This window comes from Kocuria sp. CH-021 (genome assembly GCF_049716185.1).
Taxonomy (GTDB): Bacteria; Actinomycetota; Actinomycetes; order Actinomycetales; family Micrococcaceae; genus Kocuria; species Kocuria cellulosilytica.
The window spans coordinates 113,906-139,671 of the sequence record NZ_JBNAFK010000001.1; the positions used below are offsets into that span (position 1 = coordinate 113,906).

Annotated in this window: 23 protein-coding genes and 1 pseudogene; 20 read left to right on the plus strand and 4 right to left on the minus strand. The window is 73.5% G+C overall.

Annotated features, from left to right (window positions below; genetic code table 11):
* Together ACPYN7_RS00510 and ACPYN7_RS00515 are read right to left on the minus strand one after the other, a co-directional pair.
* Nucleotides 1-933: a carbohydrate ABC transporter permease gene (locus ACPYN7_RS00510; RefSeq protein ID WP_424346372.1), complete on the minus strand. Its 933-nt coding sequence runs from the start codon at nucleotides 931-933 to the stop codon at nucleotides 1-3.
* An 8-nt stretch (nucleotides 934-941) separates the two neighbouring features.
* Nucleotides 942-3,185 (minus strand): alpha-galactosidase, encoded by a 2,244-nt coding sequence (locus ACPYN7_RS00515; RefSeq protein ID WP_424346373.1) that lies wholly within the window; start codon nucleotides 3,183-3,185, stop codon nucleotides 942-944.
* 194 nt (nucleotides 3,186-3,379) lie between these two features.
* Between ACPYN7_RS00515 and ACPYN7_RS00520 the strand changes: the two genes are divergently transcribed.
* The 11 genes and pseudogenes from ACPYN7_RS00520 (at nucleotide 3,380) to proC (ending at nucleotide 16,481) form a co-directional block, all read left to right on the plus strand.
* Entirely contained in the window at nucleotides 3,380-4,165 is a 786-nt protein-coding gene (locus ACPYN7_RS00520; protein WP_082696869.1) for a DeoR/GlpR family DNA-binding transcription regulator, read from the plus strand.
* A complete protein-coding gene (galT, locus tag ACPYN7_RS00525; protein WP_424346374.1) occupies nucleotides 4,162-5,298 on the plus strand; it encodes a galactose-1-phosphate uridylyltransferase in 1,137 nt (378 codons plus the stop codon). Before ACPYN7_RS00520 ends, galT begins: the two co-directional genes overlap by 4 nt.
* Complete coding sequence (locus ACPYN7_RS00530; RefSeq protein WP_424346375.1) at nucleotides 5,295-6,566, plus strand: galactokinase; 1,272 nt, start codon at nucleotides 5,295-5,297, stop codon at nucleotides 6,564-6,566. Before galT ends, ACPYN7_RS00530 begins: the two co-directional genes overlap by 4 nt.
* 76 nt (nucleotides 6,567-6,642) lie before the next feature.
* The gene (locus ACPYN7_RS00535; RefSeq protein ID WP_231738225.1) at nucleotides 6,643-7,095 is read left to right on the plus strand and encodes a pyridoxamine 5'-phosphate oxidase family protein; all 453 of its coding nucleotides are present in this window, start codon (nucleotides 6,643-6,645) and stop codon (nucleotides 7,093-7,095) included.
* Between the two features lie 65 nt (nucleotides 7,096-7,160).
* Nucleotides 7,161-8,123, plus strand: a complete 963-nt coding sequence (locus ACPYN7_RS00540) for a rhodanese-related sulfurtransferase (RefSeq protein ID WP_424346376.1) — start codon at nucleotides 7,161-7,163, stop codon at nucleotides 8,121-8,123.
* Nucleotides 8,120-9,775: a DUF7059 domain-containing protein gene (locus ACPYN7_RS00545; RefSeq protein WP_424346377.1), complete on the plus strand. Its 1,656-nt coding sequence runs from the start codon at nucleotides 8,120-8,122 to the stop codon at nucleotides 9,773-9,775. Before ACPYN7_RS00540 ends, ACPYN7_RS00545 begins: the two co-directional genes overlap by 4 nt.
* Nucleotides 9,776-9,958: 183 nt before the next feature.
* Nucleotides 9,959-10,396 (plus strand): pyridoxamine 5'-phosphate oxidase family protein, encoded by a 438-nt coding sequence (locus ACPYN7_RS00550; protein ID WP_058872421.1) that lies wholly within the window; start codon nucleotides 9,959-9,961, stop codon nucleotides 10,394-10,396.
* Nucleotides 10,397-10,618: 222 nt separating this feature from the next.
* Nucleotides 10,619-13,444 (plus strand): type I DNA topoisomerase, encoded by a 2,826-nt coding sequence (gene topA / locus ACPYN7_RS00555; protein ID WP_424346378.1) that lies wholly within the window; start codon nucleotides 10,619-10,621, stop codon nucleotides 13,442-13,444.
* A gap of 48 nt (nucleotides 13,445-13,492) precedes the next feature.
* Entirely contained in the window at nucleotides 13,493-14,470 is a 978-nt protein-coding gene (locus tag ACPYN7_RS00560; RefSeq protein ID WP_424346379.1) for a Ppx/GppA family phosphatase, read from the plus strand.
* Nucleotides 14,467-15,276 (plus strand): annotated as a pseudogene (locus tag ACPYN7_RS00565) (sugar phosphate isomerase/epimerase family protein); the annotation flags it as partial. The gene ACPYN7_RS00560 and the pseudogene ACPYN7_RS00565, both read left to right, overlap by 4 nt.
* A gap of 371 nt (nucleotides 15,277-15,647) precedes the next feature.
* Nucleotides 15,648-16,481 (plus strand): pyrroline-5-carboxylate reductase, encoded by an 834-nt coding sequence (gene proC, locus ACPYN7_RS00570; protein WP_424346380.1) that lies wholly within the window; start codon nucleotides 15,648-15,650, stop codon nucleotides 16,479-16,481.
* A 24-nt stretch (nucleotides 16,482-16,505) separates the two neighbouring features.
* On the opposite strand, the gene ACPYN7_RS00575 is transcribed toward proC, so the two are convergent.
* Both ACPYN7_RS00575 and ACPYN7_RS00580 read right to left on the minus strand, forming a co-directional pair.
* The gene (locus tag ACPYN7_RS00575; protein ID WP_017832491.1) at nucleotides 16,506-17,174 is read right to left on the minus strand and encodes a potassium channel family protein; all 669 of its coding nucleotides are present in this window, start codon (nucleotides 17,172-17,174) and stop codon (nucleotides 16,506-16,508) included.
* Entirely contained in the window at nucleotides 17,167-18,579 is a 1,413-nt protein-coding gene (locus ACPYN7_RS00580; RefSeq protein ID WP_424346381.1) for a TrkH family potassium uptake protein, read from the minus strand. Before ACPYN7_RS00580 ends, ACPYN7_RS00575 begins: the two co-directional genes overlap by 8 nt.
* Before the next feature lie 161 nt (nucleotides 18,580-18,740).
* Between ACPYN7_RS00580 and ACPYN7_RS00585 the strand changes: the two genes are divergently transcribed.
* The 9 genes from ACPYN7_RS00585 to ACPYN7_RS00625 all read left to right on the plus strand — a co-directional run bounded on the left by ACPYN7_RS00585 (nucleotide 18,741) and on the right by ACPYN7_RS00625 (nucleotide 25,738).
* A complete protein-coding gene (locus tag ACPYN7_RS00585) occupies nucleotides 18,741-19,961 on the plus strand; it encodes an acetoin utilization protein AcuC (RefSeq protein WP_424346382.1) in 1,221 nt (406 codons plus the stop codon).
* A gap of 110 nt (nucleotides 19,962-20,071) precedes the next feature.
* Nucleotides 20,072-20,650, plus strand: coding sequence for an ArsR/SmtB family transcription factor (locus tag ACPYN7_RS00590; protein ID WP_424346383.1), 579 nt, complete (start codon nucleotides 20,072-20,074; stop codon nucleotides 20,648-20,650).
* A gap of 35 nt (nucleotides 20,651-20,685) precedes the next feature.
* The gene (gene gdhA / locus ACPYN7_RS00595; RefSeq protein ID WP_058872427.1) at nucleotides 20,686-22,026 is read left to right on the plus strand and encodes an NADP-specific glutamate dehydrogenase; all 1,341 of its coding nucleotides are present in this window, start codon (nucleotides 20,686-20,688) and stop codon (nucleotides 22,024-22,026) included.
* Nucleotides 22,027-22,139: 113 nt separating this feature from the next.
* Nucleotides 22,140-22,961, plus strand: a complete 822-nt coding sequence (locus tag ACPYN7_RS00600) for a FadR/GntR family transcriptional regulator (RefSeq protein WP_424346384.1) — start codon at nucleotides 22,140-22,142, stop codon at nucleotides 22,959-22,961.
* A gap of 164 nt (nucleotides 22,962-23,125) precedes the next feature.
* Nucleotides 23,126-23,224 (plus strand): 30S ribosomal protein bS22, encoded by a 99-nt coding sequence (locus tag ACPYN7_RS00605; protein WP_005504750.1) that lies wholly within the window; start codon nucleotides 23,126-23,128, stop codon nucleotides 23,222-23,224.
* 96 nt (nucleotides 23,225-23,320) lie between these two features.
* A complete protein-coding gene (locus ACPYN7_RS00610) occupies nucleotides 23,321-23,584 on the plus strand; it encodes a glutaredoxin family protein (protein ID WP_058872429.1) in 264 nt (87 codons plus the stop codon).
* A 49-nt stretch (nucleotides 23,585-23,633) separates the two neighbouring features.
* Nucleotides 23,634-24,305 carry a histidine phosphatase family protein gene (locus ACPYN7_RS00615; RefSeq protein WP_424346385.1) on the plus strand — a complete coding sequence of 224 codons (672 nt, stop codon included), beginning with the start codon at nucleotides 23,634-23,636 and terminating at the stop codon, nucleotides 24,303-24,305.
* Between the two features lie 54 nt (nucleotides 24,306-24,359).
* Nucleotides 24,360-24,980 carry a TlpA family protein disulfide reductase gene (locus tag ACPYN7_RS00620; protein ID WP_424346386.1) on the plus strand — a complete coding sequence of 207 codons (621 nt, stop codon included), beginning with the start codon at nucleotides 24,360-24,362 and terminating at the stop codon, nucleotides 24,978-24,980.
* Nucleotides 24,977-25,738 carry a cytochrome c biogenesis CcdA family protein gene (locus tag ACPYN7_RS00625; RefSeq protein ID WP_058872432.1) on the plus strand — a complete coding sequence of 254 codons (762 nt, stop codon included), beginning with the start codon at nucleotides 24,977-24,979 and terminating at the stop codon, nucleotides 25,736-25,738. Before ACPYN7_RS00620 ends, ACPYN7_RS00625 begins: the two co-directional genes overlap by 4 nt.
* The last annotated feature ends 28 nt before the right edge of the window (nucleotides 25,739-25,766 follow it).

Here is a 25,766-nt window from a genome sequence, read left to right on the forward strand (position 1 = left end):
TCAGGCCAGGTCCGTGGACCCGGCGCGGGTCAGACGGAACTGGAGGAAGGTGATGACGGCCAGGACCACGAGCAGGGCCACGGACATCGCCGAGGCGTAGCCGAACTGGAAGCGGCCGAACGCCATGTCGTAGATGTAGAGCTGGAGCACGTTGGTGGCGTTGGCGGGTCCTCCGGCCGTGGTCACGGCCACGGTGTCGAACACCTGGAAGGACCCGATCACCGTCATGATGAGCACCAGCGCCAGGATCGGACGCAGCAGGGGCAGGGTGATGGTGAAGAAGGTGCGGACCTCGCCCGCCCCGTCGATCCGCGCCGCCTCGTAGACGGACTGGGGCAGGGTCTGGAGGCCGGCGAAGATCAGCAGGGCCGTGTAGCCCATGTGCCGCCAGACGTTGATCAGCGCGATCGTGGGGATCGCCCAGGTCTCGTCGGAGAGGAAGCCGATCCGGTCCAGCCCCACCCACGAGATGACCTGGTTGGCCACACCGAACTGGGTGTCGAGGATCCACAGCCACACGATGGCCGCGACCACGTTGGACACCAGGTACGGGGCGAGCACCACGCCGCGCAGGAACGTGGACTGCGTCAGGTGGTGCATCATCAGCGCGATGAGCAGGGCGAACGCGGTCTGGATGCCGATGTTGAGCAGGACGTACTGGACCGTGACCAGCAGCGAGTCCCAGAAGATGGGGTCCTGCACGAGACGGCGGTAGTTGGCCAGGCCGACGAACTCGGACGGGGTGAGGAGGTTGAAGCTGGTGAAGCTCAGCCAGATGCCGCGCACGGTGGGCCAGGCGAGGAAGACGAGGAAGCCGAGGGCGGCCGGGGCGATGAACACCAGGGCGATCCGGGTGTCCTGTCGTCCGCGCCGTCGTGGGCGTCCGGGGGCGCCGGCCGCACCGCGCCGGCGGGAGAGGGTCGTCGTGGACATGGGTGGCCTCAATCCTGGGTGGCGAGCGGGGCGGGGGACAGGGCCTCGAGACGGAGGATCCGCAGGGTGTCCGGGGCCAGCCACGGCGCGTGGACGCCCACCGTCTGCAGCGCGCGTCCGGACAGGACCGCGCCCTGCTCTCCGGGCCACCACGGCGGGCGGCGGAACCCGTGCGGCTCGGCTCCGGGGGTGACGTCCCGGACCCGGTAGCGGCGGTCCGGATCCAGGCCGCGCAGGCGGAACCGGCCCACCGGCTCGACGTCGGGCAGGGCGGCCGCGACGACGGCGAACAGCGCTTCCGAGCGGTCGGGGGCGACGACGCCGTGGATCTGCAGGGCCGGGTCGAACGCGTCCAGGCGCACCAGCCTGCCCGAGTGGAGCAGGCCGCGGTGGTCCTTGTGGAAGGCGACCCACTCGGCCAGCTCGGACGTCTCCTGCTCGGTGGCCTGGGTGAGGTCCCACTCGATGCCCAGGTGGCCCCACACGGCGGTGCCGGCGCGGAAGTGCAGGGTGTGCATGCGACCGGTGGTGTGCGAGGCGCCGGAGGCGATGTGGGCGCCCATGAGCTCCGCCGGGATCAGCTGCTGGGTCCACCGGTGCATCTGCTGGCGCTCGAAGGGATCGATGTCGTCGGAGGTCCACACCCGGTCGGTGTGCTCGAGGACCCCGAGGTCCACGCGGGCGCCGCCGGAGGAGCAGGACTCGATCTCCAGGTCCGGGAACCTCTCCTTCAGCTCGGCCATCAGCCGGTAGGTCGCCAGGGTCTGGGCGTGCACCCCGGGGCGTCCGTCGGGGTGGGTGCCGGCCTCGAGCAGGTCGCGGTTGTGGTCCCACTTGATGTAGGCGATCGGGTGCGCCGCCAGGAGAGCCACCATCTGGTCGCGCACGTGCGCGTACGCCTCCGGGATGCCCAGGTCGAGCACCTGCTGCCGGCGGGACTCGGTCGGCAGGCGACCGCCCGGGCCCATGATCCACTCGGGGTGGGCGCGGGCCACGTCGGAGTCGGGGTTGACCATCTCCGGTTCGAACCACAGCCCGAACTCCATGCCCAGGCCGGTGACGTGGTCGATCAGCGGGGACAGGCCCTGCGGCCACACGTCGGGGGAGACCACCCAGTCGCCCAGCCCGGCGCTGTCGTCGCGGCGGGCGCCGAACCACCCGTCGTCGAGCACGTACCGCTCCACGCCGGCGGCGGCCGCGCGGTCGGCCAGGGCGGTCAGCTTCTCGAGGCGGTGGTCGAAGTAGACGGCCTCCCACACGTTCAGCGTCACGGGCCGGGGCCGGGACGGGTGCTGGGGGCGGGTCCGGAGCCAGTCGTGGAAGCGTGCGGCCTGCTCGTCCAGCCCCAGCCCGTGCACGCCGTACAGCCAGGGGGTGGTGTAGCTCTCGCCCCGGGCCAGGACCACCTCTCCGGGCAGCAGCAGCTCGGAGGCGCCGAGGACCTGGTGACCGTCGTAGAGCCGCTCCGCCCACGTGCGGTGGTTGCCGGAGAAGCCCAGGTGCAGGCCCCAGACCTCGCCCTCGGCGAAGCCGAAGCCGGGCTCCCCGGCGGTCAGCACGTAGGCGGCGTCGGCGCCGGTGCGTCCCTTGCGTCCCTCCCGCAGGTGCGTGCCGACGGTGAGCTCCCGGCGCTGGGGCACGCGCTCCTTGCCCCAGTGCCCGGCGAAGTCCAGGACCTCCCGGGCGTGGGCGGGCACCGGGAGCACCAGGCCGAGCTCATGGACGCGGTAGGACCCGGCGGCGGTGTTCGTCAGGGTGGCGCGGGCCCGCAGCAGCCCCGAGGACGTCAGTTCCAGCTCGATCACCACGCGCAGACCCGCGCCGGTGTCCTCCGCCACCACGTGCAGGCGGCCCGCGCCGACGCTCACCAGGGCCCCGTCCGTGGCGACCTCCTGCGGGTCCACCGGCTCCAGGAAGGCCTCCGTCACCCGCAGGAGCGGGGTCCACCCGGTGCCGTCCCGGTCCCCGACGAGTCCCGGCCGGCCGCTCCAGCCGGTGTGCCGGCTGCCCAGCACGTCGGGGCGCATCGGGAGGTCCTGCCCGTTGGCCGTGCCGTGGGGCACGGCGGCCTCGACGAGCAGGGTGGCCTCGGCCGCGTCGAGACCGGGCAGCGCCGCGCCCCAGTGCACCACCGAGGGCAGCAGGGTCTCGGAGAGGTCGACCAGCACCGATACGCCCCCGCTCAGGAGGTGGACACGGCACGGTCCGGTCGGATCGAGGGTGGTGGTCGGCTCGAGGGTCACAGCAGTCACGTCGGCTCCTGGTCGCTGATCGGGGTGGTGGGGGCGGGCACTCGATCGAGGCGATCGATCGGTGTGTTCCATGTCATAGTAGAAGCGACAGAATCAAACATCAACCCTGTTGAAAAACACACCGAAATGTTTGTATTGTGGGACAAGTCACCATTCCGAGGCCTCGACGGGCCTGTGCCGAACCAGGAGGACCCATGACCGAGATGCTTCCCGACCGCCGGCGGCGGGAGATCCTCGACCGCGTCCGCGCGGCCGGCGCCGTACGGGTCGCCGACCTGGTCGCCGAGCTGGGCGTGTCGGACATGACGGTGCGCCGGGACCTGGACCGGCTGGCCCGGGACGGGGAGCTGCAGAAGGTGCACGGCGGGGCGAAGCTGCCCGCGGGGTCCTCCGCGGCCGAGCCGGGCTTCACGCACAAGTCCGAGCTGCAGCTGCCGGAGAAGGCCGCGATCGCCGCCGCGGCCGAGGCCATGGTGGAGCCCGGGATGTCGGTCTCGCTGAACTCCGGGACCACCACCTTCGCCCTGGCCCGCGCCCTGCGCCGCGTCTCCGGGATCACGGTGGTGACGAACTCCCCGCGCATCGCCGACGTGCTCCAGGACGCGCCGGCCACGGGCCAGACCGTGGTCCTCCTCGGCGGCGTCCGCACCCCCTCGGACGCCCTGGTGGGCCCGCTGGCCACCGCGGCCCTGCGCACCCTGCACGTGGACCTGTGCTTCCTGGGCGTGCACGGGCTGTCGGTGCGCGACGGGCTGACCACCCCGAACATGATGGAGGCCGAGATCAACCGCCTCTTCCTGGAGCGCTGCGACCGCAGCGTGGTGCTGGCCGACTCCACCAAGTGGGGCCTGTCCGGTCTGCACCGCATCGCCGGTCTCGAAGAGGTCGACACCGTCGTGACCGACGACGGCCTCGACGCCGCGGACCGCGAGACCCTGAACCAGCACGTCCCCGACCTGCGACTGGAGCCCGTCCGATGACACTTCCCCTGCCCACCGGACGCGCCGGGACCCTCGCGCACCGCACCCACCACCTCGCCGACGGGCGGGAGGCCGTGTTCTTCTCCGACCGCGGCACCCCGCCCGTGGAGCACGTCGTGGACCGCAGGCCCCTCGACGCCCGGTCCGGTGGCGGCGAGGTGCGCTTCGACCGGCTGACGGGGGAGTGGGTGGCCGTGGCCGCCCACCGCCAGGCGCGCACCTATCTGCCCCCGGCCGACCAGTGCCCGCTGTGCCCGAGCACGGGCGGGCGGGAGTCGGAGATCCCCGCGGAGGACTTCGACGTCGTCGTCTTCGAGAACCGCTTCCCCTCGCTGGGGCCGGAGCTGGCCGAACTGCCGGACCCGGAACAGGTGGGGGAGCGGTCCCTGTGGGGCGCCCCGTCCCCGGCCGTGGGGCGCTGCGAGGTGGTGGTGTTCACCCCCGAGCACCAGGGCTCCTTCGCGTCCCTGCCCTTCGAGCGGGCGCGCACCGTGGTGGAGGCCTGGGCCCAGCGCACCGAGGCGCTCTCGGCCATGGCCGGCGTCCGGCACGTCTTCCCCTTCGAGAACCGCGGCGAGCAGATCGGCGTGACCCTGCACCATCCGCACGGGCAGATCTACGCCTATCCCTATCCGGCTCCGCACGCCGCCAGGCTGGCCGCCCGCTCGAGGGCCCACCTGGCCGCCACGGGACGGGCGCTGATGGGGGAGGTCCTGGCCGACGAGACCGCCTCCGGGGACCGGGTGGTGCTCGAGGGCGAGCACTTCTCCGCGTTCGTGCCCTATGCCGCGCGCTGGCCACTGGAGGTCCACCTCGTCCCGCACCGGCAGGTGCCGGACCTCGCCGCGCTCACCGGGCCCGAGCGGGACGAGCTGGCAGTGGTGTACCAGGACCTGGTCCAGCGCGTCGACCGGCTCTACACGACCCCGACCCCCTACATCGCCGCCTGGCACCAGACCCCCGTGGACGCGGCGGACCGGGAGGCCGGCCGGCTGCACCTGCAGCTCACCAGCCCGCGCCGGGCCGAGGACAAGCTGAAGTTCCTCGCCGGCTCCGAGGCCGCCATGGGGGCGTTCATCAACGACGTCACCGCCGAGCAGACCGCCGCACGCCTGAGGGAGGCCGCACGATGACCCGCCGACAGACCGCTCCGCCGCCCGCGCACGACGACGCCGTCCGGGCCGAGCAGCTCGCCCGGCGCTTCGCCGAGGTGTACGGCCACGTCCCCGACGGGGTGTGGCGGGCCCCGGGCCGGGTGAACCTCATCGGGGAGCACACCGACTACAACGACGGCTTCGTGCTCCCGTTTGCCATCGACCGCTCCGCCATGGTCGCCGTCCGGCTGCGCCGCGATCCCGGGCCGGCGCCGGAGCACGGGCAGGAGCCCGGACCGGGGCACGGCGAGGAACGGGAGCCGGCCGGGCACGACGTCGTCGACCTGGCCTCCACCTGGGCCCCGGACGGCTCCGGGCTGTCCCGGGCGCGGTTCCGGATCCCGGAGCTGCGCCCGGGGACGGTGCCCGGGTGGGGAGCCTATCCGGCCGGGGTCGTGCACGTGCTCGCCGGCCTCGACGGGGTCCGGGTCCCCGGCTTCGAGCTGCTGCTCGACTCGACCGTCCCCGTGGGCGCGGGCCTGTCCTCCTCCCACGCGGTGGAGGTCGCCACCGTCGTGGCGCTGGACGACCTGCTGGGGCTGGGTCTGGACCGCCCCGAGATAGCGCGGCTGACGCAGCGGGCGGAGAACGAGTTCGTCGGCGCCCCGACCGGGATCATGGACCAGTCGGCCTCGCTGCGGGGCCGGGCGGGAGCCGCGCTGTTCCTGGACTGCCGGACCCAGGCGGCCGAGCTCGTGCCGCTGCCGGTGGCCGAGCACGGGCTGACGGTGCTGGTGCTGGACACGGGGGTCGCCCACTCCCACGCCGACGGCGGCTACGCCGCCCGCCGCGCCGCCTGCGAGCGCGGGGCCGCCGCCCTCGGCGCGGCCTCCCTGCGCGACGTCCCGGAGCAGGCCGAGCTGACCGCGCTCGACGAGCAGACCGCCCGCCGGGTCCGGCACGTGCTCGGCGAGAACCGCCGGGTGCTGGAGACCGTCGAGCGGCTGCGGGCCGGTGACGTCCGGGGCATCGGGGAGCTGCTGGTCGCCTCCCACGCCTCGCTGCGGGACGACTACGAGGTGTCCTGCCCGGAACTGGACCTGGCCGTGGACACCGCCCTCGCCGCGGGGGCCCTGGGCGCCCGGATGACCGGCGGCGGCTTCGGCGGGTCCGCGATCGCCCTCGTGCCCGAGGAGCGGGCGGACCGGGTGCGCAGCGCGGTCGCGGAGGCCTTCGCGGAGGCGGGCCGCCGGGCGCCGGACGTCTTCGCCGTCGTGCCGGGGGAGGGGGCCGGCCGGGTGCGGTGACGGGCCCCGCCCGGGGCCGCCGGTCACGTTCAGGACACGGGTCACCGCCGTGGAGCCCGCGTGCCAGAATGACCGCATGAGCAACCCCATGAACATCTCCGGGCGCAACCCCGACAAGGAGGCCCGCGCGCACCGGCCCCCGGTCACGGAGCTGTCCCCGGAGCAGTGCTGGGAGCACCTCTACAGCGCCCGCTTCGGTCGGATCGCCACCATGGACGGCGACGAGATCGAGATCACCCCGATCAACCTCGTGGCCGACGACGGGAAGATCTACTTCCGCACGGCCAAGGGCACCAAGCTGCTGCACCTGGTGCTCAACGAGCACGTGGCCGTGCAGGTCGACCAGGCGCAGGGCGGGGAGGCGTGGTCCGTGATCGTGCGCGGCACCGCCCGCCAGCTGACCGATCCGGAGGAGACCGCCCGGGTGGACGAGCTGCCGCTGCGGCCGTGGCTGGAGACCACCAAGCTCGAGTACGTCGAGGTGGTCCCCACGAAGGTCACCGGCCGCGTGTTCCACCTGGGCCACTGACCCCGCACCGCGGACCGGTGCCCGGCCCGGCGCCGGGGGCCCCGCCGCGCTTGTAGCCTGGACCCGTGGCACAGCACCGGATCGTCCTGCACTACGTCTTCACCCCGCTCCCCGACCCCACGGCCGTGATGCTCTGGCAGCGCGCCCTGTGCACGGGCCTGGGCCTGCGCGGCCGGATCATCGTGTCCCCGCACGGGCTCAACGCCACCGTGGGCGGTGAGGTCGGGGCGCTCAAGCAGTACACCCGGGCCACCCGCTCCTATCCCGGCTTCCGGGACACGGTGTTCACGTGGTCGGACGGCTCGGCCGAGGACTTCCCGCGGCTGTCGGTCAAGGTCCGCGACGAGCTCGTGTCCTTCGGCGCGCCGGGCGAGCTCCGGGTCGACGAGCACGGCGTCGTGGGCGGCGGCACCCGCCTGGCCCCCGCCGAGGTGGACGAGCTCGTGGCCCGCCGGGGCGAGGACGTCGTGTTCTTCGACGGCCGCAACGCCCACGAGGCGCGGATCGGGCGCTTCCGCGGGGCCGTGGTCCCGGACGTGGCGCACACCCGCGACTTCGTGGCCGAGCTGGACTCCGGGAAGTACGACCACCTGAGAACGCGGCCCGTGGTCACCTACTGCACCGGCGGGATCCGCTGCGAGGTGCTCTCCGCGCTGATGCGCGAGCGCGGCTTCGAGGAGGTCTACCAGCTCGACGGCGGCATCGCCGCGTACGGGCGCGAGCGCGGGGACCGGGGGCTGTGGGAGGGCTCCCTCTACGTCTTCGACCGGCGCATGCACGTGCCGTTCACCCCGGCCGCGGTCACGATCGGGCGCTGCGACCGGTGCGCCGGGCCCGCGAACCGCTTCGTCAACTGCGCGGACGCGTCCTGCCGCGCCCTCGTCCTCGCGTGCCCCGCGTGCCAGGCCGAGCACCCGCAGCTCACCTGCCCCGCGGGGTGCGGGGCCGCCCCGGCGCCCGACGACGACGCCCCGGTCGCCTCCCTGCCCGCCCCGGGCCTCGTGCCCGCCCCGGGGAGCGCCGCATGAGCCCGGACGCCACCGGCCCCGCGGTCCCGGCCTTCTCCCGGGTCCCGGGCACGCCCGTCTCGGACGACCCGCGGGCACCGGCCGCCCTGCACGACGCCCTCCGCCGCACGGGCTTCACCCACGACCGCGTGGCGGAGCTGCTGGGGGAGGCCGCCATGGACGCGCTCGCGCGGGACCAGGCGGTGCCCGCCCTGCGGGTGCTCGAGCCGGCCCTCCGCACCCCCGGGCACCCGGACCGGGCCCTCGCCGGGATCACCACCCTCTTCCTGCTGGGGCGCACCGTCCCCGCGGAGACGCTCGAGCCCGCCCCGGTGCGCCCCGAGCAGCTCCTGGGCCTGGGCCTCGCCGAGGAGACGGCGGGCGGGCTGCGCTCCACCGTGGACCTGCGCCCCCACGCCTCCGACGACGGGACGGAGCTCTACGTCGCGAGCGACCTGGGCGAGTCCCAGCGGCCCGGTGCGCTGCGCCGGGACCACGTCCTGGGCATCGGGCAGGCGTCCCTGACGCTGGCCCAGACCACCGACCGCCGCCGGGTGGACCGGGCGCTGGACCTGGGGACCGGCTGCGGCATCCAGGCGTTCCACCTCCTGGCGCACGCGGGGCACGTCACCGCGACCGACGTCTCGGACCGGGCGCTGGGCTTCACCCGGTTCAACCTGCTGCTCAACGCGGAGGCCCTCGGCATCGACCCCGGCCGGCTGGAGGACCGGGTGAGCCTGCGGGCGGGCTCCCTGCTCGAGCCCGTGCGCGGCGAGCAGTTCGACCTCGTGGTGTCCAACCCGCCGTTCGTGATCACCCCGCGCCCCGCCGGTGAGGCCCCGCAGGACCGCTACACCTACCGGGACGGCGGCCTGCCCGGGGACCGGATCGTGGCCGACCTCGTGCGCGAGCTCCCCGCGGTCATGGCCCCCGGGGCCACGGCCCACCTGCTCGGCAACTGGGAGGTGCTCGCCCCGCCGCCGGGGGACGCCCGCCCGGCCGCCGAGCGCTGGGCGCTGCGGCCCGAGCAGTGGGTTCCCGAGGAGGTGGACGCGTGGTTCGTCCAGCGGGAGCTGGCCACCCCGGAGGAGTACGCCGAGACGTGGCTGCGGGACGCGGCGGAGTCCCGCGACCTCGAGCACTACGAGCGCGCCTACCGCGCCTACCTCGACGACTTCGCCGCCCGCGGCGTCGAGGCCGTGGGCTTCGGGATGATCCGCCTCCGCCGCCCGGCGCGCACCCGCCCCGGGGACGTGCTGCGCCGCTTCGAGCACGTCCCCCACCCGGTCCAGCAGCCGCTGGCCCCGGCGCTCGCCGCCGCGTGGGAACGGGCCGACTGGCTCGCGGCGCACCCGCAGGACTGGCTCGACGCCCGGCTCGTGGCCCCCGAGGACGTCACCGAGGAGCGCCACCAGCGTCCCGGCGCGGAGCACCCCGGCGTGATCCTGCTCCGGCAGGGGGCCGGGCTGCGCCGGACCGTGGTGCTCTCGAGCGAGGCCGCCGGCTTCGCCGGGGCGTGCGACGGCGAGCTGAGCGCCCGGCAGATCCTCGGGGCGCTCGCCGCCCTGCTGGACTGGGCCGGCGAGGAGCGGCAGCGGCTGACCGAGGAGGTCCGCCACCTCGTGCTCGACGGCTTCCTCGTGCCGCAGGAACCGGTGCCGTCCCCGGCGTGAGCGGCCGTCTTCGGCGTGAGCGGCCGTGCCGGGCCGTTCCCGGCGGCGTCCCGGGCGGTGCCGGGGCGGTCGGGGCCGTGGACGGCGTCGCGGGCACGGGAGCTGTGGGCGGCCTCGCGGGCGCAGGAGCTGTGGGCGGATGAGCAGGCGGCGCCGCGGCCGCCGGGGTGGAAGGATGGGGGCATGAGCATCGGAGACAACCTGAGCCCCATCAAGACCCTCGACAAGGACGCCGTCTGGCAGCTCCTCGAGAAGCACCCGTTCGGGCGGCTCGCCGTCGAGGCGGCCGGACTCGTGGACATCTTCCCCGTGAACTACGTGGTGCACCAGCACAAGCTGTACTTCCGCACCGCCCAGGGCTCCAAGCTCTCGAGCCTGATCGTCAACGACCAGGTGGCGTTCGAGATCGACGAGGTCTCGGAGGACGACGTCGTGCGCTCCGTGGTGGTGCACGGGCGGGCCCGGCGGCTCGAGACCCGTGCCGAGGTGGACGCCGCGGAGGAGCTGCCGCTGAAGCCGTGGGCGCCCACGCTCAAGTACAACTTCGTGGTCATCGACGTGGAGACCGCCACCGGCCGCGAGTTCACGATCGGCGCCGAGCCCGAGCGCTACCCCTCCTGAGCGCGGCCCCGGCCGCGGCCCGGCCGATCGGAGCCGTCCGGGCCCCGGGCGGCCGGGCGCCCGGTCCGGGAGCCGCCGCGGCCCCCGGCCGGGCCACCGGGCGGGGACCGACGGCGGTGAGGCGTTATGGTGGAGCGCAACGGCGGGCCGACGCCCGCCCGTTCGACCCGACGTCCAGCAGCGCCGCGGCCCGCGGCACCGCGGAGCGCAGCAAGGAGTACCGTGCCAACGAAGGCCACCCAGAGCCCCGGAACGGGCAAGAGCCTGCTCATCGTGGAGTCCCCCTCGAAGGTCAAGACCATCGCCGGGTACCTCGGCGACGCCTACGAGGTCGAGTCCTCGATGGGGCACATCCGTGATCTCCCGCAGCCCTCGGAGCTGCCGGCGGAGCTCAAGAAGGGGCCCTACGGCAAGTTCGCGGTGGACGTGGAGCACGGCTTCGAGCCGTACTACGTGGTCAACCCGGACAAGAAGAAGAAGGTCACCGAGCTCCGGCGCAAGCTCAAGGACGCCGACGCCCTCTACCTCGCCACCGACGGCGACCGCGAGGGGGAGGCGATCGCGTGGCACCTCCTGGAGGTGCTCAAGCCCAAGGTCCCCGTCTACCGGCTCACCTTCCCCGAGATCACCCGCGAGGCCATCGAGCGGGCCTTCGGCGAGCTGCGCGAGCTCGACCAGGACCTGGTCGACGCGCAGGAGACCCGGCGCATCCTGGACCGGCTCTACGGCTACGAGATCTCCCCGGTGCTGTGGCGCAAGATCGCCTCCGGCCTGTCCGCAGGGCGCGTGCAGTCCGTGGCCACGCGCCTGGTGGTGGAGCGGGAGCGGCAGCGCATGGCCTTCGTGCCCGCCGACTACTGGGACCTCAGCGGGACCTTCGCCCGCACCGACGGCGAGGACGCCGGCACCGCCTTCAGCGCCCGGCTCTCCTCCGTGGACGGCAAGCGGGTGGCCGGGGGCCGCGACTTCGGCGACGACGGCGTGCTCAAGGGCGCCGTCGACAAGCTCGCGCACCTCGACGAGCAGGCCGCCCGCGAGCTGGCCGCCGGCCTCGAGGACGCGGCGTTCACGGTCCGGTCGCTGGAGACCAAGCCCTACACCCGCCGCCCGGCCGCGCCGTTCACCACCTCCACGCTGCAGCAGGAGGCGGCGCGCAAGCTGCGCTTCACGTCCCGGACCACCATGCAGGTGGCGCAGAAGCTGTACGAGAACGGCTACATCACCTACATGCGCACCGACTCCGTGGCGCTGTCGGACCAGGCGGTCACGGCCGCCCGGCGCCAGGCCACGGAGCTCTACGGCGCGGACTTCGTGCCCGGCTCCCCGCGGCTCTACAGCTCCAAGTCGAAGAACGCGCAGGAGGCGCACGAGGCCGTGCGCCCCGCCGGGGACTCCTTCCGCACCCCCAACCAGGTCCGCGGCGAGCTCTCCGCGGACGCCTACCGGCTCTACGAGCTGATCTGGAAGCGCACCGTGGCCTCCCAGATGGCCGACGCCAAGGGCTCGACGGCGACCGTGCGGCTCGGGGCGACCTCGTCCACCGGCCGGGACGCCGAGTTCTCCGCGTCCGGCACCGTCATCACCTTCCGCGGCTTCCTGGCCGCCTACGAGGAGGGCCGGGACGAGGACCCCGCCACCGACAAGGACGGCGGCAAGGACGGGGACAAGCGGCTCCCGCGGATGGCGGAGGGCGACCGCCTGGACGCCACCGACGTCGAGGCGGACGGGCACCGCACCTCGCCCCCGCCCCGCTACACCGAGGCGTCCCTGGTCAAGGTCCTCGACGAGCTCGGCATCGGCCGGCCCTCGACCTACGCGGCCGTCATCTCGACGATCATGGACCGCGGCTACGTCCGGGTGCGGGGCTCCGCGCTCATCCCCTCGTGGACCGCGTTCTCCGTGGTGCGCCTGCTCGAGGAGCACTTCTCCGACTACGTGGACTACGACTTCACGGCGGAGATGGAGGAGGGCCTCGACCGGATCGCCCGCGGCGAGGAGGACAGCACCGACTGGCTGCAGGACTTCTACTTCGGCTCCCAGGGCCACGAGAACGGGCTCAAGCCCATCGTCGACGACCTCGGCGAGATCGACGCGCGCGCCGTGAACTCGATCCCCGTGACCGAGGACATCACCCTGCGGGTCGGCAAGTTCGGCCCCTACCTCGAGGTGGCCGGGACCCTGGACCCGGAGACCGGGGAGCTCACCGACCCGGTCCGGGCCAACGTGCCGGAGGACCTCGCCCCCGACGAGCTCACGCCCGACAAGGCCCGCGAGCTCATCGAGACCGGCAAGGCCGACGGCCGCGAACTCGGCCGCGACCCCGTGACCGGGCGCACCATCGTGGCCAAGGACGGCCGCTACGGGCCCTACGTCACCGAGGTGATCCCCGAGCCCACCGCCGAGGAGCTCGCGGCCCAGCCCGTCGAGTACTACAAGAACGGCAAGCCCAAGCCCCCGAAGAAGCCGGTCAAGGAGAAGCCCCGCACGGGGTCCCTGCTCTCCACGATGACCCTGCAGGACGTGACCCTCGAGGACGCCCTCAAGATCCTGTCCCTGCCGCGCACGCTGGGCACGGACGCCGAGGGCAACGAGATCACGGTGCAGAACGGCCGGTTCGGCCCATACCTCAAGAAGGGCGGCGACTCGCGCTCGCTGCAGTCCGAGGAGCAGCTGTTCACGGTCACCCTCGACGAGGCCCTGAAGATCTACGCCCAGCCGAAGCAGCGCGGCCGCGGCAGCGCGAAGCCGCCGCTCGCGGACCTGGGCACCGACCAGATCACGGAGCGGCCCATGGTGATCAAGGACGGTCGCTTCGGTCCGTACATCACCGACGGGGAGACCAACGTGACGGTTCCGCGCGGCGAGACGGTGGAGCAGATCACCCCGGCGCGCGCGAGCCAGCTGCTCGCGGAGAAGCGCGCCCAGGGCCCCGCCCCGAAGAAGACGGCGCGGTCCTCGGCCAAGGGCACGACGAAGACCGGCACGAAGAAGAGCACGGCCAAGAAGCCCGCGGCGGCCAAGCCCGCCCGCGCCGGGTCCAAGGGCTGAGCCGTCCCGCGCGCGGGGCGGACACGGAACTCGAAGGAGCACCACGGCATGCGTCTCGGAGTCCTCGACGTGGGGTCGAACACCGTCCACCTCCTCCTGCTCGACGTCTACCCCGGCTCGCGGCCCGAGCCGTACGCGTCCCACAAGCTCGGCCTGCGGCTCGTGCAGTACCTCGACGCGGACGGCCGCATCTCCGACGCCGGCCGGGACGCCCTCACCGCCTTCGTGATCGAGGCCCGGGACTTCGCCGTGGACAACCGGGCCGAGGACTTCCTGGCGTTCGCGACCTCCGCGATCCGCGAGGCCGGCAACGGGGCGGAGGTGCTGGACCACGTGCAGTCCCGCTCCGGCGTCACCCTCACGGAGCTGGCCGGGGACCAGGAGGCGGCCGTGACGTTCTTCGCGGTGCGCCGCTGGTTCGGCTGGGGCGCGGGGACCGTCCTGGACCTCGACATCGGGGGCGGCTCCTTCGAGATGGCCCTGGGCGACAACGCGCTGCCCACCGTGGCGACCTCCGTGCCGCTGGGCGCGGGGCGTCTCACCCGCACGTTCATCGCCGGTGACCTCGCGACCCCCAAGGAGATGAAGGCGCTGCGCAAGCACGTGCGCCAGGAGCTCAAGCCCGCGGTCGCGAAGGTCCGGGCGGCGGGGGAGCCCACCTGCGTGGCCGGCACCTCGAAGACCTTCCGCTCCCTGGCCCGGATCTGCGGGGCCGCGCCCTACGCCATGGGGCCCTACGTCCCGCGGACCCTGCACCTGGAGGACCTGCGGCTGTGGACCCGCCGGATGGAGGCGATGACCCCGGACGAGCGCGCCGAGATGCCCGGGGTCTCGCCCACCCGGGCGCACCAGATCCTCGCCGGGGCCGTGGTGGCCGAGTCCGCCATGGACGCCTACGGCGTCGAGTCGATCCGGATCTGCCCGTGGGCGCTGCGCGAGGGGCTGATCCTGCGCCGGCTGGACCAGCTGAACAGCCACTCCGACGTCCGCACCGTGGACCCCCGGCACCTGGTGGGTGCGGCATGAGCGAGCAGCCGGGCCCCGCCGCGGAGCCGTACCGCCCCCACGTGGCGCTGTCCACCAGCTCCCTCTACCCGCTCGGGGTCCCGGAGACCTTCGAGGCCGCCGTGGAGCTGGGCTACGACAGTGTCGAGGTGCTCGTCACGCACGAGCGGATGAGCCAGCTCACCCACCAGCTGCAGGATCTCGTGCAGCGCCACCAGCTCCCCATCTCGACCATCCACGCGCCCACCCTCCTGCTCACCCAGCAGGTGTGGGGCAAGTCGTGGACCAAGATCCAGATGGCCGCCGCCCTCACCGAGCAGGTGGGCGCGGAGGTCGTCGTGGTCCACCCGCCCTTCCGCTGGCAGCGACGGTACGCCGCGAACTTCGTGGAGGGCGTGCGGGTGGTCTCCCAGGCCACGGGCGTGAAGATCTCCGTGGAGAACATGTACCCCTGGCGGGTCCGCGGCCGCGACACCGTGGTCTACGCCCCCCACTACAGCCCGCTGGGCCAGGACTACGACTGGGTGACGTGGGACTTCTCGCACGCCGCGACCGCCCGGATGGACTCCCTGGCCGCCATCCAGGAGCTGGGCCCCCGGCTCGGCCACGTGCACCTGACCGACGGCTCGGGCGAGACCACGGCGGACGAGCACCTGCTCCCGGGCCACGGCGTCCAGCCCGTCGCCGAGTCCCTCCGGCACCTCGCCTCCACCCGGTGGCAGGGCATCATCGGGGTCGAGGTCTCGACCCGCCGCTCGAAGAGCCCCGAGGAGCGCACCCAGTGGCTCGCGGAGTCCCTCGAGTTCGCCCGCCGGCACACGAGCCTGTCCGACGACGCCGACAGCTCCGCCGAGCCCGGCAGCACTGCCGAGCCCGGCAGCACTGCTGAGCCCGGCGGCGCTGCTGAGCCCGGCGGCGCTGCTGAGCCCGGCGGCACCGGGAGCTCGGGCGGCACCGGGGGCCCTGCCGGTGCCGACAGCGCCGAGGCCACCGGGGTCGGCGACGGCTGACTCCCGGGGCGCCCGCCGGCCCGAGCCCACCGCCCCGCCCGCCCCGCGCCCGACCGCTCCCGTGCCACCGTTCCACTCCGACCGTTCCCGTCCGACCGTTCCCGTTCCACCGTTCCACTCCGACCGTTCCCGTCCGACCGTTCCCGTTCCACCGTTCCACTGCCACCGATGAGAGGACCTCACCGACCATGACTCCTGTGCTCGCCTTCCTGGGCTGCGGCTCCATGAACGGTTCCATCCTGCGGGGGGTGCTGGCCTCCGGCGTGCCCGTCGACCGGATCCGGGCCACCGTCCGCTCCGCGGAGAGCGCCCGCCGGCTCGAGGACGAGACGGGCGTGCGGCCCTACGTCACCGGGGAGGACCCCGAGGCGAACCGGCGGGCCGCGCAGGAGGCGGACGTCGTGCTGCTCGGGGTGAAGCCCGTCGGCATCCTCGAGCTCGCCCGCGAGATCGCCCCCGCGCTGCGCCCCGGCACGGTCGTGGCGTCGGTGGCCGCGGGGATCTCCGTCGGCGCCCTGGAGCGCGCCCTCCCCGCCGGCCAGCCGGTGGTGCGCACGATGCCGAACACGCCCTCCAGCGTGGGCCGCGGGGTCGTCTCGGTGACCCCGGGCAGCGCCACCGCCCCGGAGCAGACGGAGGCCGTGCGCCGGGTGCTCGAGGCCGTGGGCACCGTGGTCGAGGTCCCGGAGGAGCAGGTGGACGCCGTGACCGGGGTCTCGGGCTCCGGGCCCGCCTACGTGTTCCTGCTGGCGGAGGCCATGCAGCACGCGGGGGAGCGGATGGGACTGTCGGCGGACGTGGCGCGGGTCCTCGCGAAGGAGACCGTCTCCGGCGCCGGGGAGCTGCTGCGCCCCGCGGAGGCCGACCCCGCGGCCCTGCGCAAGGCGGTCACCAGCCCCAAGGGCACCACGGACCGGGCCATCACGACCTTCCAGGAGAACGGCTTCGAGGACCTCGTCGCCTCCGCCGCCCGCGCCTCCGCGGACCGCTCGGCGGAGCTCACGCGCGAGTTCAGCGACTGAGCCGGCGCCGGGGGGACCCCGGGCTCAGGGGCGGGCCGCGAAGCGCTCCAGCAGGTCCACGTGCCCCGAGACGATCAGCAGGTCGCGCGAGGTGACCTTGGTGTCGGGGCGGGCGTAGGTGAAGTCCTCACCCGGGGACTTCACGCCCACCACGGTCACGCCGTACTTCGAGCGGACGTTGGAGTCGCCCAGCGTGAAGCCCTGCACCTCCCGCGGCGGATACATCTTGACGATCGCGAAGTCGTCGTCGAACTCGATGTAGTCCAGCAGCCGGCCCGAGACGAGGTGCGCCGTGCGCCGCCCCGCGTCCGCCTCGGGGAAGATCACGTGGTGCGCCCCGATGCGGGAGAGGATCTTGCCGTGCGAGGGCGTGATGGCCTTCGCCCAGATCCGGCTCACGCCGAGGTCCACGAGGTTCGCCGTGATCAGCACGCTCGACTCGATGGACGTGCCGACGCCCACCACGGCCGAGTCGAACTCGGCCGCCCCCAGCTGGCGCAGGGCGTCGATGTCGGTGGCCTCGGCCTCGACCACGTGCGTGAGCTGCCCCGAGAGCTTCTGGACGAGCTGGGCGTCCCGCTCCACGCCCAGGACCTCCCGGCCCTGGCGGGCCAGCTGGAGCGCGGTGGCCGTGCCGAAGCGGCCGAGGCCGATCACGAGCACGGGGACGCTGTGGGACGAACGGTCAGCCAATGATGGGCCTTTCCTCGGGGTACTTGTACAGGCGCCGGCGCGAGCGCAGCGCCAGGGCGGCGGCCACGGTGGTGATGCCGATGCGCCCGACGAACATGGTCGCCGCGAGCACGTACTTGCCCTCCGGCGGCAGCTCCGCGGACAGTCCCACGCTCAGCCCGCACGTGGCGTAGGCCGAGATCACCTCGAAGAGCACCCGGTCCAGCGGCGCGTCCGAGACGGCCAGCAGGATCCCGCAGGCCACCAGCACGATCGTGGCCCCCATCATGGTGACCGAGATCGCGATCCGCAACGCCTCCTCGGGGATGGTGCGGTAGAACGCGATGACGGACCGGTCGCCGCGGGCCTCGGCCAGGACCGCGAGGAACAGGACGGCGAGCGTGGTGACCTTGATGCCGCCGGCCGTGGACGCCGAGCCGCCGCCCGCGAACATCATGGCGTCCGTCATCAGCAGGGTCTGCGGCAGCTCGCTGTTGGTGTCCACGAGGGCGAAGCCCCCGGAGCGCATGTTGACCGAGGAGAAGAACCCGTTGAAGATCTTCTCGCCCACGGGGAGGTCCCGCAGCGTCCCCGGGTTGGACCACTCGAACGCGGTGTACATGATCCAGGCCAGCACGAGCAGCGCCGTCGTGGTCGTCACGGTGAGCTTCGTGTTGAGGTTCCACCGGGTGAACCGCAGCCCGACCTGCCGCACCACCAGGACCACGGGGAAGCCGAGGGAGCCGATGAACACCCCGAGGGCGATGGGCACGACGATCAGCCACGCCGTGGTGTAGGGCCCGAGGCCGGCCTCGTTGGGCACGAAGCCGCCGTTGTTGAACGCCGAGATCGCGTAGAAGACGCCCTGCCACAGGGCCAGGAGGAACGGCTCGCCCTCGACGAGGAAGCCGACGGTGAGGACGGCGGCGAGCACCGCCTCGATGCTCACGGACGTCAGCACGATGATCTGCAGGAGCGAGCCGACCTCGCCGAGCCGCCCGATGTTGAGCGCCTCCTGCGTCAGCAGCCGCGAGCGGAGACCGAGCTTGCGGCCCACGGCGAGCGCCAGGATCGACGTCATCGTCAGGGTGCCCAGCCCGCCGATCTGCATCGCGACCATGATGACGAACTGCCCGAAGAAGGACCAGTTCGCACCGGTGGGGACCGTGGTCAGGCCCGTCACGGTGACGGCGGACGTCGCCGTGAACACGGCGTCCTCCAGCGAGGTGTCGATCCCGGGGGCGGCCGAGACCGGCAGCCACAGCAGCAGGGAGAAGGCGGCGACCACGACGGCGAAGACGATGAGCGCCAGCCTCGCCGGGGAGGACGCCGCGATCCGGTCCACGAGGTCGCGCAGCGAGGTGAGCAGCCAGAACCGGCCGCGCTCCTCCGGGCGGATCCAGGAACCGCGCTGCAGGTTGCTCACGGGTCCTCCTCCTGGTGTCCGGGCCGCCGGGGCGAGGCGGGGCGGCCCGACGGCCGCCGCGACCGCTGACAGTATCGCACTGCCGGCCGCGCACGGGCGTGTCGACACATAGGCGGGCGCGGGCGGGCCCCGGGACCCCGTCCGGCGTCCCGGGTGGTCTAATGATCGGTGTGACTCCTGCTACACCCGGGCCCGGCGCCCCGTACCCCACCCGACTGTTCTGGGACCCCGCCCTGCTCGAGTACAACTTCGGCGACCACCACCCGATGCACCCGTCGCGGCTCGAGGCCACCTACCGCCTGGTCCAGGAGTTCGGCCTCGACCGGCGGGACAACGTCACCGTGGAGGCGCCGGAGGTGGCCCCGGACGAGGTCCTCAACCTCGTCCACCCGCAGCACTACGTGGACTCGGTCCGGGCCGTCAGCGCCGACCCCTCCGTGGAGATCCCGGAGTGCGGGCTCGGCACCGAGGACACCCCCGCCTATCCGGGGGTGCACGAGGCGAGCGCCCGGCTCGTGGGCGGCTCCTACCAGGGGGCGGCGGCCGTGCTCGCGGGGGAGGCGGTGCACGCCGTGAACTTCGGGGGCGGGATGCACCACGCCCACGCCGAGAAGGCCAGCGGCTTCTGCATCTACAACGACTGCGCCGTGGCGGTCCAGCACCTGCTCGACCAGGGGGTCCGGCGGGTGGCCTACGTGGACGTCGACGGCCACCACGGCGACGGGACGCAGTCGATCTTCTACGGCGACCCCCGCGTCCTCACCATCTCGCTGCACGAGACGGGCCTGACCCTGTTCCCGGGCACGGGCTTCGCCAACGAGACCGGCCGCGGGGAGGCCGAGGGGCACTCCGTGAACGTGGCGATGCCCACGGCCTCCGACGACTCGATGTGGCTGCGCGCCTTCGACGCCGTGGTCCCTCCCCTGCTGCGCCAGTTCGGGCCCGAGGTGATCGTGAGCCAGCACGGCTGCGACTCCCACTTCGCGGACGAGCTCACCCACCTGCGGGTCAGCGTGGACGCGCAGCGGCAGACCGCCGTGGCCGTGGCCGGGCTGGCCCACGAGCTGTGCGAGGGCCGGTGGATCGCCACCGGCGGGGGCGGGTACAATTGCTACGACGTGGTGCCCCGGTCCTGGACGCACCTGGTCGGCGTGGCCGCGGGCCACCCGATCGACGTGCGCACCGCGGTGCCGCAGCCGTGGCGCGAGTACGTGCGCGAACGCTACGGCGCCGACGCGCCGCGGGTCATGGGCGACGAGGTGGACCTGTGGTGGCGCTCCTGGGAGGTGGGCTTCGACCCGAACGACGAGACGGACCGGACCATCATGGCGACCCGCAAGGAGGTCTTCCCCCAGTGGGGGCTGGATCCGTGGTTCGACTGAGCGCCTCGCCCGCGGGCCCCGGCGAGCGCGGGAGCGACCGCGCCGGCGGTCGCGGCGGCGCGGACGTGCCGGTGCCGGGAGCCGCACGGCATCCCGTTTACAGTGTTCGGATGGGCAACAACGACGTGTTCGCGGTGATCGCCGACAAGACCAGGCGAGGGATCCTCACCGCGCTCAAGGACGGCGAACGACCCGTGGGGGACCTCGTGGACGAGCTGGGAGTGTCCCAGCCCACCGTCTCCAAGCATCTGAAGATCCTGCGCGAGGCCGGTATGGTGTCCATGGAGGCACAGGGGCAGCGACGTCTCTACGCCGTGCAGCCGGAGCCGCTGGCCGAGGTCACCGCATGGGTCCACGAGGTCGTGGGCGGGGCGGCCCGCGAGGCGGCCGCGCCGACGCGCGCCCCGGACGACGCCACGGTGGCCGCCGTCGTCGCCGTGACCACGGGGGCCGACGCGGTCGGGACGACCGCGCGGGACACGGAGGTGACGCCCGGGAGCGGCTTCGCGGACGCCGAGCCGGCTCCCGCGACGGCCGCCGTGGCCGGCACGGAGCCGGCCGTCGAGCGCGGTCCGGAGCCGTCCGACGGCAGGCCCGCCCGCCCGACCAAGGGGGCGGGGGCCCGCGCCGCGGACATCCTGTCCAGCCTCTCCGGCCTGCGCCGCCGCACCAGGAACCCGCGGCGGTGACCGGTCCGGCCCACCCGATCCGAACGAGGAGCACCATGCACGAGGACCTGTACCCGATCCGCCAGGCCGTACTCGCCCGCAATCCAGGAGAGGTGGAGTTCCACCAGGCCGTGGACGAGGTCTTCGACTCCCTGGGGCCCGTGGTCGCGCGCCACCCCGAACTGCTCGACGCCGCGGTGCTCGAGCGGATCTGCGAGCCGGAGCGGCAGATCATCTTCCGCGTCCCGTGGACCGACGACCAGGGCCGCGTGCACATCAACCGCGGTTTCCGCGTGGAGTTCAACTCCGCGCTCGGGCCCTACAAGGGCGGCCTGCGCTTCCACCCGTCCGTGTACCTGGGCATCGTGAAGTTCCTGGGCTTCGAGCAGATCTTCAAGAACGCCCTCACGGGCATGCCCATCGGCGGCGGCAAGGGCGGCTCGGACTTCGACCCGAGCGGGCGCTCCGACGCGGAGATCATGCGCTTCTGCCAGTCCTTCATGACCGAGCTCTACCGCCACATCGGCGAGTACACCGACGTCCCCGCCGGTGACATCGGCGTGGGCGGGCGCGAGATCGGCTACCTGTTCGGCCAGTACAAGCGCATCACCAACCGGTACGAGTCCAGCGTCCTCACCGGCAAGGGCCTCAGCTGGGGCGGTTCCCTGGTGCGCACCGAGGCCACCGGCTACGGCACCGTGATGTTCGCCGAGGAGATGCTGCGGACCCGCGGGAAGTCCTTCGACGGACAGACCGTGCTGGTCTCCGGCTCCGGCAACGTGGCGACCTTCGCGATCCACCGCGCGCAGCAGCTGGGCGCCACCGTGGTCACCGCCTCGGACTCCAGCGGCTACGTGGTGGACCCGGACGGCATCGAGCTGGACCTGCTCCGGGAGGTCAAGGAGGTCGAGCGCGGCCGGATCTCCGAGTACGCCGAGCGCCGCGGCGGCCGCGCCCGGTTCATCGGGAAGGGCTCCGTGTGGGACGTCCCCGGCACCGTGGCCCTGCCGTGCGCCACCCAGAACGAGCTGGACGGCTCCCACGCCAAGAAGCTGCTCGAGCACGGCGTGCTCGCCGTGGCGGAGGGCGCCAACATGCCCACCACCGGCGAGGCCACCCGGCTGTTCCAGGAGGCGGACGTGCTCTTCGGCCCGGGCAAGGCGGCCAACGCCGGCGGTGTGGCCACCTCCGCGCTGGAGATGCAGCAGAACGCCTCCCGCGACTCCTGGACCTTCGAGTACACGGAGGAGCGGCTCGGCCAGATCATGAAGTCGATCCACGACACGTGCGCCGAGACCGCCGAGGACTACGGCATGCCCGGCAACTACGTGGCCGGCGCGAACATCGCAGGCTTCGTCAAGGTGGCCGGCGCCATGATGGCGCAGGGCCTCATCTGAGCCCCGGCCGGTCCGGGTCCCACGGGGCCCGGACCGGCCGCGGACCGCACTTCCGACACGTCCGGACCCGCGATCGCCCCACGGAGGGCCGCGGTGGTCCTACCCTGGAGACTATGGCAACGCATCGGCAGGTCCTGCAGTGGCTGGAGAACGAGCTGTTCGACGGCCATCTCGTGCTGGGCCAACAACTGCCCTCGGACCGCGACCTCGCGGCCATCCACCGCGTGTCCCGCAGCACCATGCGGGAGGCGCTCAAGACCCTGGAGGCCCAGGGCATCGTGCGGCTCTTCGACGGCCCGCGCAAGTCGATCCTGCCCATGCTGGTGCGGGAGCCGGCGGCCTCCGCGGGTCCCGCGCTGCAGCTGCACATGGCCACCTCGGACTACCCGCTGCGGGACATCGTGGAGACCCGGGTGCTGCTCGAGACGTGGGCCCTGGAGCGCTCGGACCCGGAGCACCCGGCCATGGCGGAGCTGCGGGCGCTGCTCGAGCAGATGGCCCGGGACGACCTGTCCCTCAAGGAGTTCCACCACCTCGAGGTGAGCTTCCACATCGCCCTGTGCAAGACCGCCGGCAACTCGGTGGTCTCGGCCCTGATGTCCTCCCTGCGGGACTCGATCTACGAGTACACGATGGCCCTCGTGGGCCACGTGCCCCTGTGGAGCACCACCTCCGAGCGGCTGCGCGCGGAGCACCACGCCATCTACTCCGCCGTGGCGGCCGGCGACCGCCGGCTCGCGTCCCGGCTGGTGGCCGAGCACATCGAGTACCAGTACCGCGAGGCCGGGGTGGACCCCGACCAGGAGCAGCGCACCCCGGGCCCCGCGCCGGACGCGCCCGCCGAGCTCAACCCGCCCGGCGCCGCGGCGGAGCCGCGGGAGCCCACCGCGGACGAGCCCGGCGGCGGCCCCGCGCAGGTGCCCCGCAGCGCCTGAGGCGTCCGCGGCCGGGCCGAATGCAGCAATTTCCGTCCGAGACGGTAGGGTGTCAGTGAACGTTTGCCCGGCTGTCACCGTCCGCAGGCCGGCACCCCCGGTTCCCGCCTGTCGCGCGGAGCTCCCGGGGACCACCACCGAGACATGAAGATGCGAGGGATCCTATGGGTTCAGTGATCAAGAAGCGCCGCAAGCGGATGTCCAAGAAGAAGCACCGCAAGCTGCTCCGCAAGACCCGTCACCAGCGCCGCAACAAGAAGTGACCCTGCGCTGAGCGCGCCACCGGGGCCGCCGTCCACTCCTGGACGGCGGCCCCGGTGCGTTCCCGGGACGCTCCGACGGGGTCGTAGCATGGCCCCATGACCCCTCCGCAGCCTCCCGCCGTGACCCTCCTCACCCGCCCGGGGTGCCACCTCTGCGAGGCCGCCCGGGAGTCCGTGGGCCGGGTCACCTCCGCGCTGGGCCTGGGCTGGGCGGAGGTCGACGTCGACACCGACCCCGAACTGGCCCGCCGGCACGCCGAGGAGATCCCCGTGGTGCTCGTCGACGGCGTCCCGCGCGACTTCTGGCAGATCGACGAGCGGCGCCTCGCCCGGCTGCTGCGCGAGCGCCTGGCCGGCTGAGCCGCCACCGTTTTGGGGCCGGTGCGCCCGGTCTGGGATCATGGGAGCCATGCCCTCCTCGACGGTCCATCTGCTGCGCCACGGCCAGGTCCTCAACCCGGACCGCATCGTCTACGGCAGGATGCCCAGCTACGGCCTCACGGAGCTGGGCGCGCGCATGGCGGAGGCCGCCGCCGCGGAGCTCGCCCGCCGCGTGAACACCGGCTCGCACATCGTCCACCTCGTCTCCTCCCCGCTGCAGCGGGCGCGGGAGACGGCCGCTCCCGTGGCCCGGGAGCTGCGCCTGCCGGTGCACCCGGACGAGCGCGTCATCGAGGCCCACAACCACTTCGAGGGCCTGCACGTGGACGTCCCCGAGCTGCTCAGGCCCCGGCACTGGCCGCACCTGCGCAACCCCCTGCGCCCGTCCTGGGGCGAGCCCTACCGGCAGCAGGTCGCGCGCATGGCGGAGGCCGTGCTGGACGCCGGGCGCACCGCCGTGGAGCGCGGCGGCAGCGGCGCCGAGGCCGTGCTGGTGTCCCACCAGCTGCCGATCTGGCTCACCCGGCGCTCCGCCGAGGGACGTCCCCTGCCGCACGACCCCCGCCGGCGGCAGTGCAACCTCGCATCCATCACGTCGCTCGTCTTCGACGACCTCGACGCCGGCCGCCCGCCCCGGGTGGTCTACACCGAGCCCGCGGCCGCCCTCTACCCAGGGGTCAACCAGCTTCCCGGTTCATAATGACCGGGCGCCGCCGCCCTCCCCGTCCCGTCCAGAGCACCAGGTGATCCGCCCGTGACCTCCCGCCCCTCGCCCTCCTCCCGCCCGTCCCGCCGCCGCGTGCTCTCGCTCGCGGGCCTCGGCGTCCTCGGGCTCGCCCTCGCCGGGTGCACGGAGGAGGACTCCCTGGCCCAGCAGGCGAACTCGGGGGACCAGAAGGGCTACATCGCCGGGGACGGCACGGTCTCCGAGTACCCGGCCGCCGAGCGGGGGGAGCCGGTGCAGTTCTCCGGCACGCTCTTCGACGGCACGGCCCTCTCCGCCGAGGACCTGCGCGGGAAGCCGGCCCTGCTGAACTTCTGGTACGCAGGGTGCGCCCCGTGCCGGGTCGAGGCCCCCGACCTCCGCGAGCTCGCCGAGCGGTTCGAGGGACAGGCCGCCTTCTACGGGGTGAACCTGCGCGACGAGCAGGCCACCGCCCGGGCGTTCGAGCGCACCTTCGAGATCCCGTACCCCTCCTTCGAGGACAAGGACGGGGGCGTGCTCATGGCGCTGAGCGCCTACGTGCCGCCGCAGGCCGTGCCCACCACCCTCGTGCTCGACGCCCAGGGGCGGGTGGCCGCCCGCATCCTCGGCATCGCGGACCGCTCCGTGCTCGAGACCCTCCTCGAGGACACGGTGGCCGAGGCGGCATGACGGCAGGCAACCCCTTCGCCGAGATCGTCCTCGACGGCTCCCTCCTCGTCGCGCTGCCCGTGGCGCTGCTCGCCGGTCTCGTCTCCTTCGCCTCCCCGTGCGTGCTGCCCCTCGTGCCCGGCTACCTCGGCTACGTCACCGGCCTGACCGGCGCGGACCTGCAGGAGCAGCGGCGCGGCCGCGTGCTCGCGGGGATCACGCTGTTCGTCCTCGGCTTCTCCGCCGTGTTCCTGCTGATGTCCGTGCTCCTGGCCCAGCTGGGCGCCTACGCCTGGTTCCTGGGGCAGAACTGGATCACCGTGGTCCTCGGCGCCCTCGTGATGCTCATGGGCGTCGTGTTCCTCGGCGGGTTCTCCTTCTTCCAGCGGGACCGCAAGATCGAGCGCCGCCCCCCGCCCGGGCTCTGGGGCGCCCCCCTGCTCGGCGTGACGTTCGGCCTCGGCTGGGCGCCGTGCATCGGCCCCACCTTCGCGGCCGTGCAGGCACTCGTCTACGTGGACGGCGCCTCGACCGGCAAGGCGGCCGTCCTCACGGTCGCCTACTGCCTGGGCCTGGGCGTGCCGTTCCTGGTCCTGGCCATGGCCCTGCGCCGGGGCATGGGCGCCATGGGCGTCTTCCGCCGGCACCGCCTGGGCATCCAGCGCGCCGGGGGCGGCCTGCTCGTGCTGGTCGGCCTGCTCATGGTCACGGGAGCCTGGACCGCGTTCGTCTCGTGGGTCCAGGCCGAGCTCGTCACCGACTGGGTGATGCCGATCTGAGCACCTCCGAGCCCCGGCCCCGTCCCGA

Excerpts from the sequence above, each read along its gene's own strand:
- ACPYN7_RS00510 (WP_424346372.1), bottom strand. The coding sequence starts at position 933 with ATGTCCACGACGACCCTCTCCCGCCGGCGCGGTGCGGCCGGCGCCCCC.
- ACPYN7_RS00520 (WP_082696869.1), top strand. The coding sequence starts at position 3,380 with ATGACCGAGATGCTTCCCGACCGCCGGCGGCGGGAGATCCTCGACCGC.
- galT (WP_424346374.1), top strand. The coding sequence starts at position 4,162 with ATGACACTTCCCCTGCCCACCGGACGCGCCGGGACCCTCGCGCACCGC.
- ACPYN7_RS00530 (WP_424346375.1), top strand. The coding sequence starts at position 5,295 with ATGACCCGCCGACAGACCGCTCCGCCGCCCGCGCACGACGACGCCGTC.
- ACPYN7_RS00535 (WP_231738225.1), top strand. The coding sequence starts at position 6,643 with ATGAGCAACCCCATGAACATCTCCGGGCGCAACCCCGACAAGGAGGCC.
- ACPYN7_RS00545 (WP_424346377.1), top strand. The coding sequence starts at position 8,120 with ATGAGCCCGGACGCCACCGGCCCCGCGGTCCCGGCCTTCTCCCGGGTC.
- ACPYN7_RS00550 (WP_058872421.1), top strand. The coding sequence starts at position 9,959 with ATGAGCATCGGAGACAACCTGAGCCCCATCAAGACCCTCGACAAGGAC.
- ACPYN7_RS00560 (WP_424346379.1), top strand. The coding sequence starts at position 13,493 with ATGCGTCTCGGAGTCCTCGACGTGGGGTCGAACACCGTCCACCTCCTC.
- proC (WP_424346380.1), top strand. The coding sequence starts at position 15,648 with ATGACTCCTGTGCTCGCCTTCCTGGGCTGCGGCTCCATGAACGGTTCC.
- ACPYN7_RS00585 (WP_424346382.1), top strand. The coding sequence starts at position 18,741 with ATGATCGGTGTGACTCCTGCTACACCCGGGCCCGGCGCCCCGTACCCC.
- ACPYN7_RS00590 (WP_424346383.1), top strand. The coding sequence starts at position 20,072 with ATGGGCAACAACGACGTGTTCGCGGTGATCGCCGACAAGACCAGGCGA.
- gdhA (WP_058872427.1), top strand. The coding sequence starts at position 20,686 with ATGCACGAGGACCTGTACCCGATCCGCCAGGCCGTACTCGCCCGCAAT.
- ACPYN7_RS00600 (WP_424346384.1), top strand. The coding sequence starts at position 22,140 with ATGGCAACGCATCGGCAGGTCCTGCAGTGGCTGGAGAACGAGCTGTTC.
- ACPYN7_RS00605 (WP_005504750.1), top strand. The coding sequence starts at position 23,126 with ATGGGTTCAGTGATCAAGAAGCGCCGCAAGCGGATGTCCAAGAAGAAG.
- ACPYN7_RS00610 (WP_058872429.1), top strand. The coding sequence starts at position 23,321 with ATGACCCCTCCGCAGCCTCCCGCCGTGACCCTCCTCACCCGCCCGGGG.
- ACPYN7_RS00615 (WP_424346385.1), top strand. The coding sequence starts at position 23,634 with ATGCCCTCCTCGACGGTCCATCTGCTGCGCCACGGCCAGGTCCTCAAC.
- ACPYN7_RS00625 (WP_058872432.1), top strand. The coding sequence starts at position 24,977 with ATGACGGCAGGCAACCCCTTCGCCGAGATCGTCCTCGACGGCTCCCTC.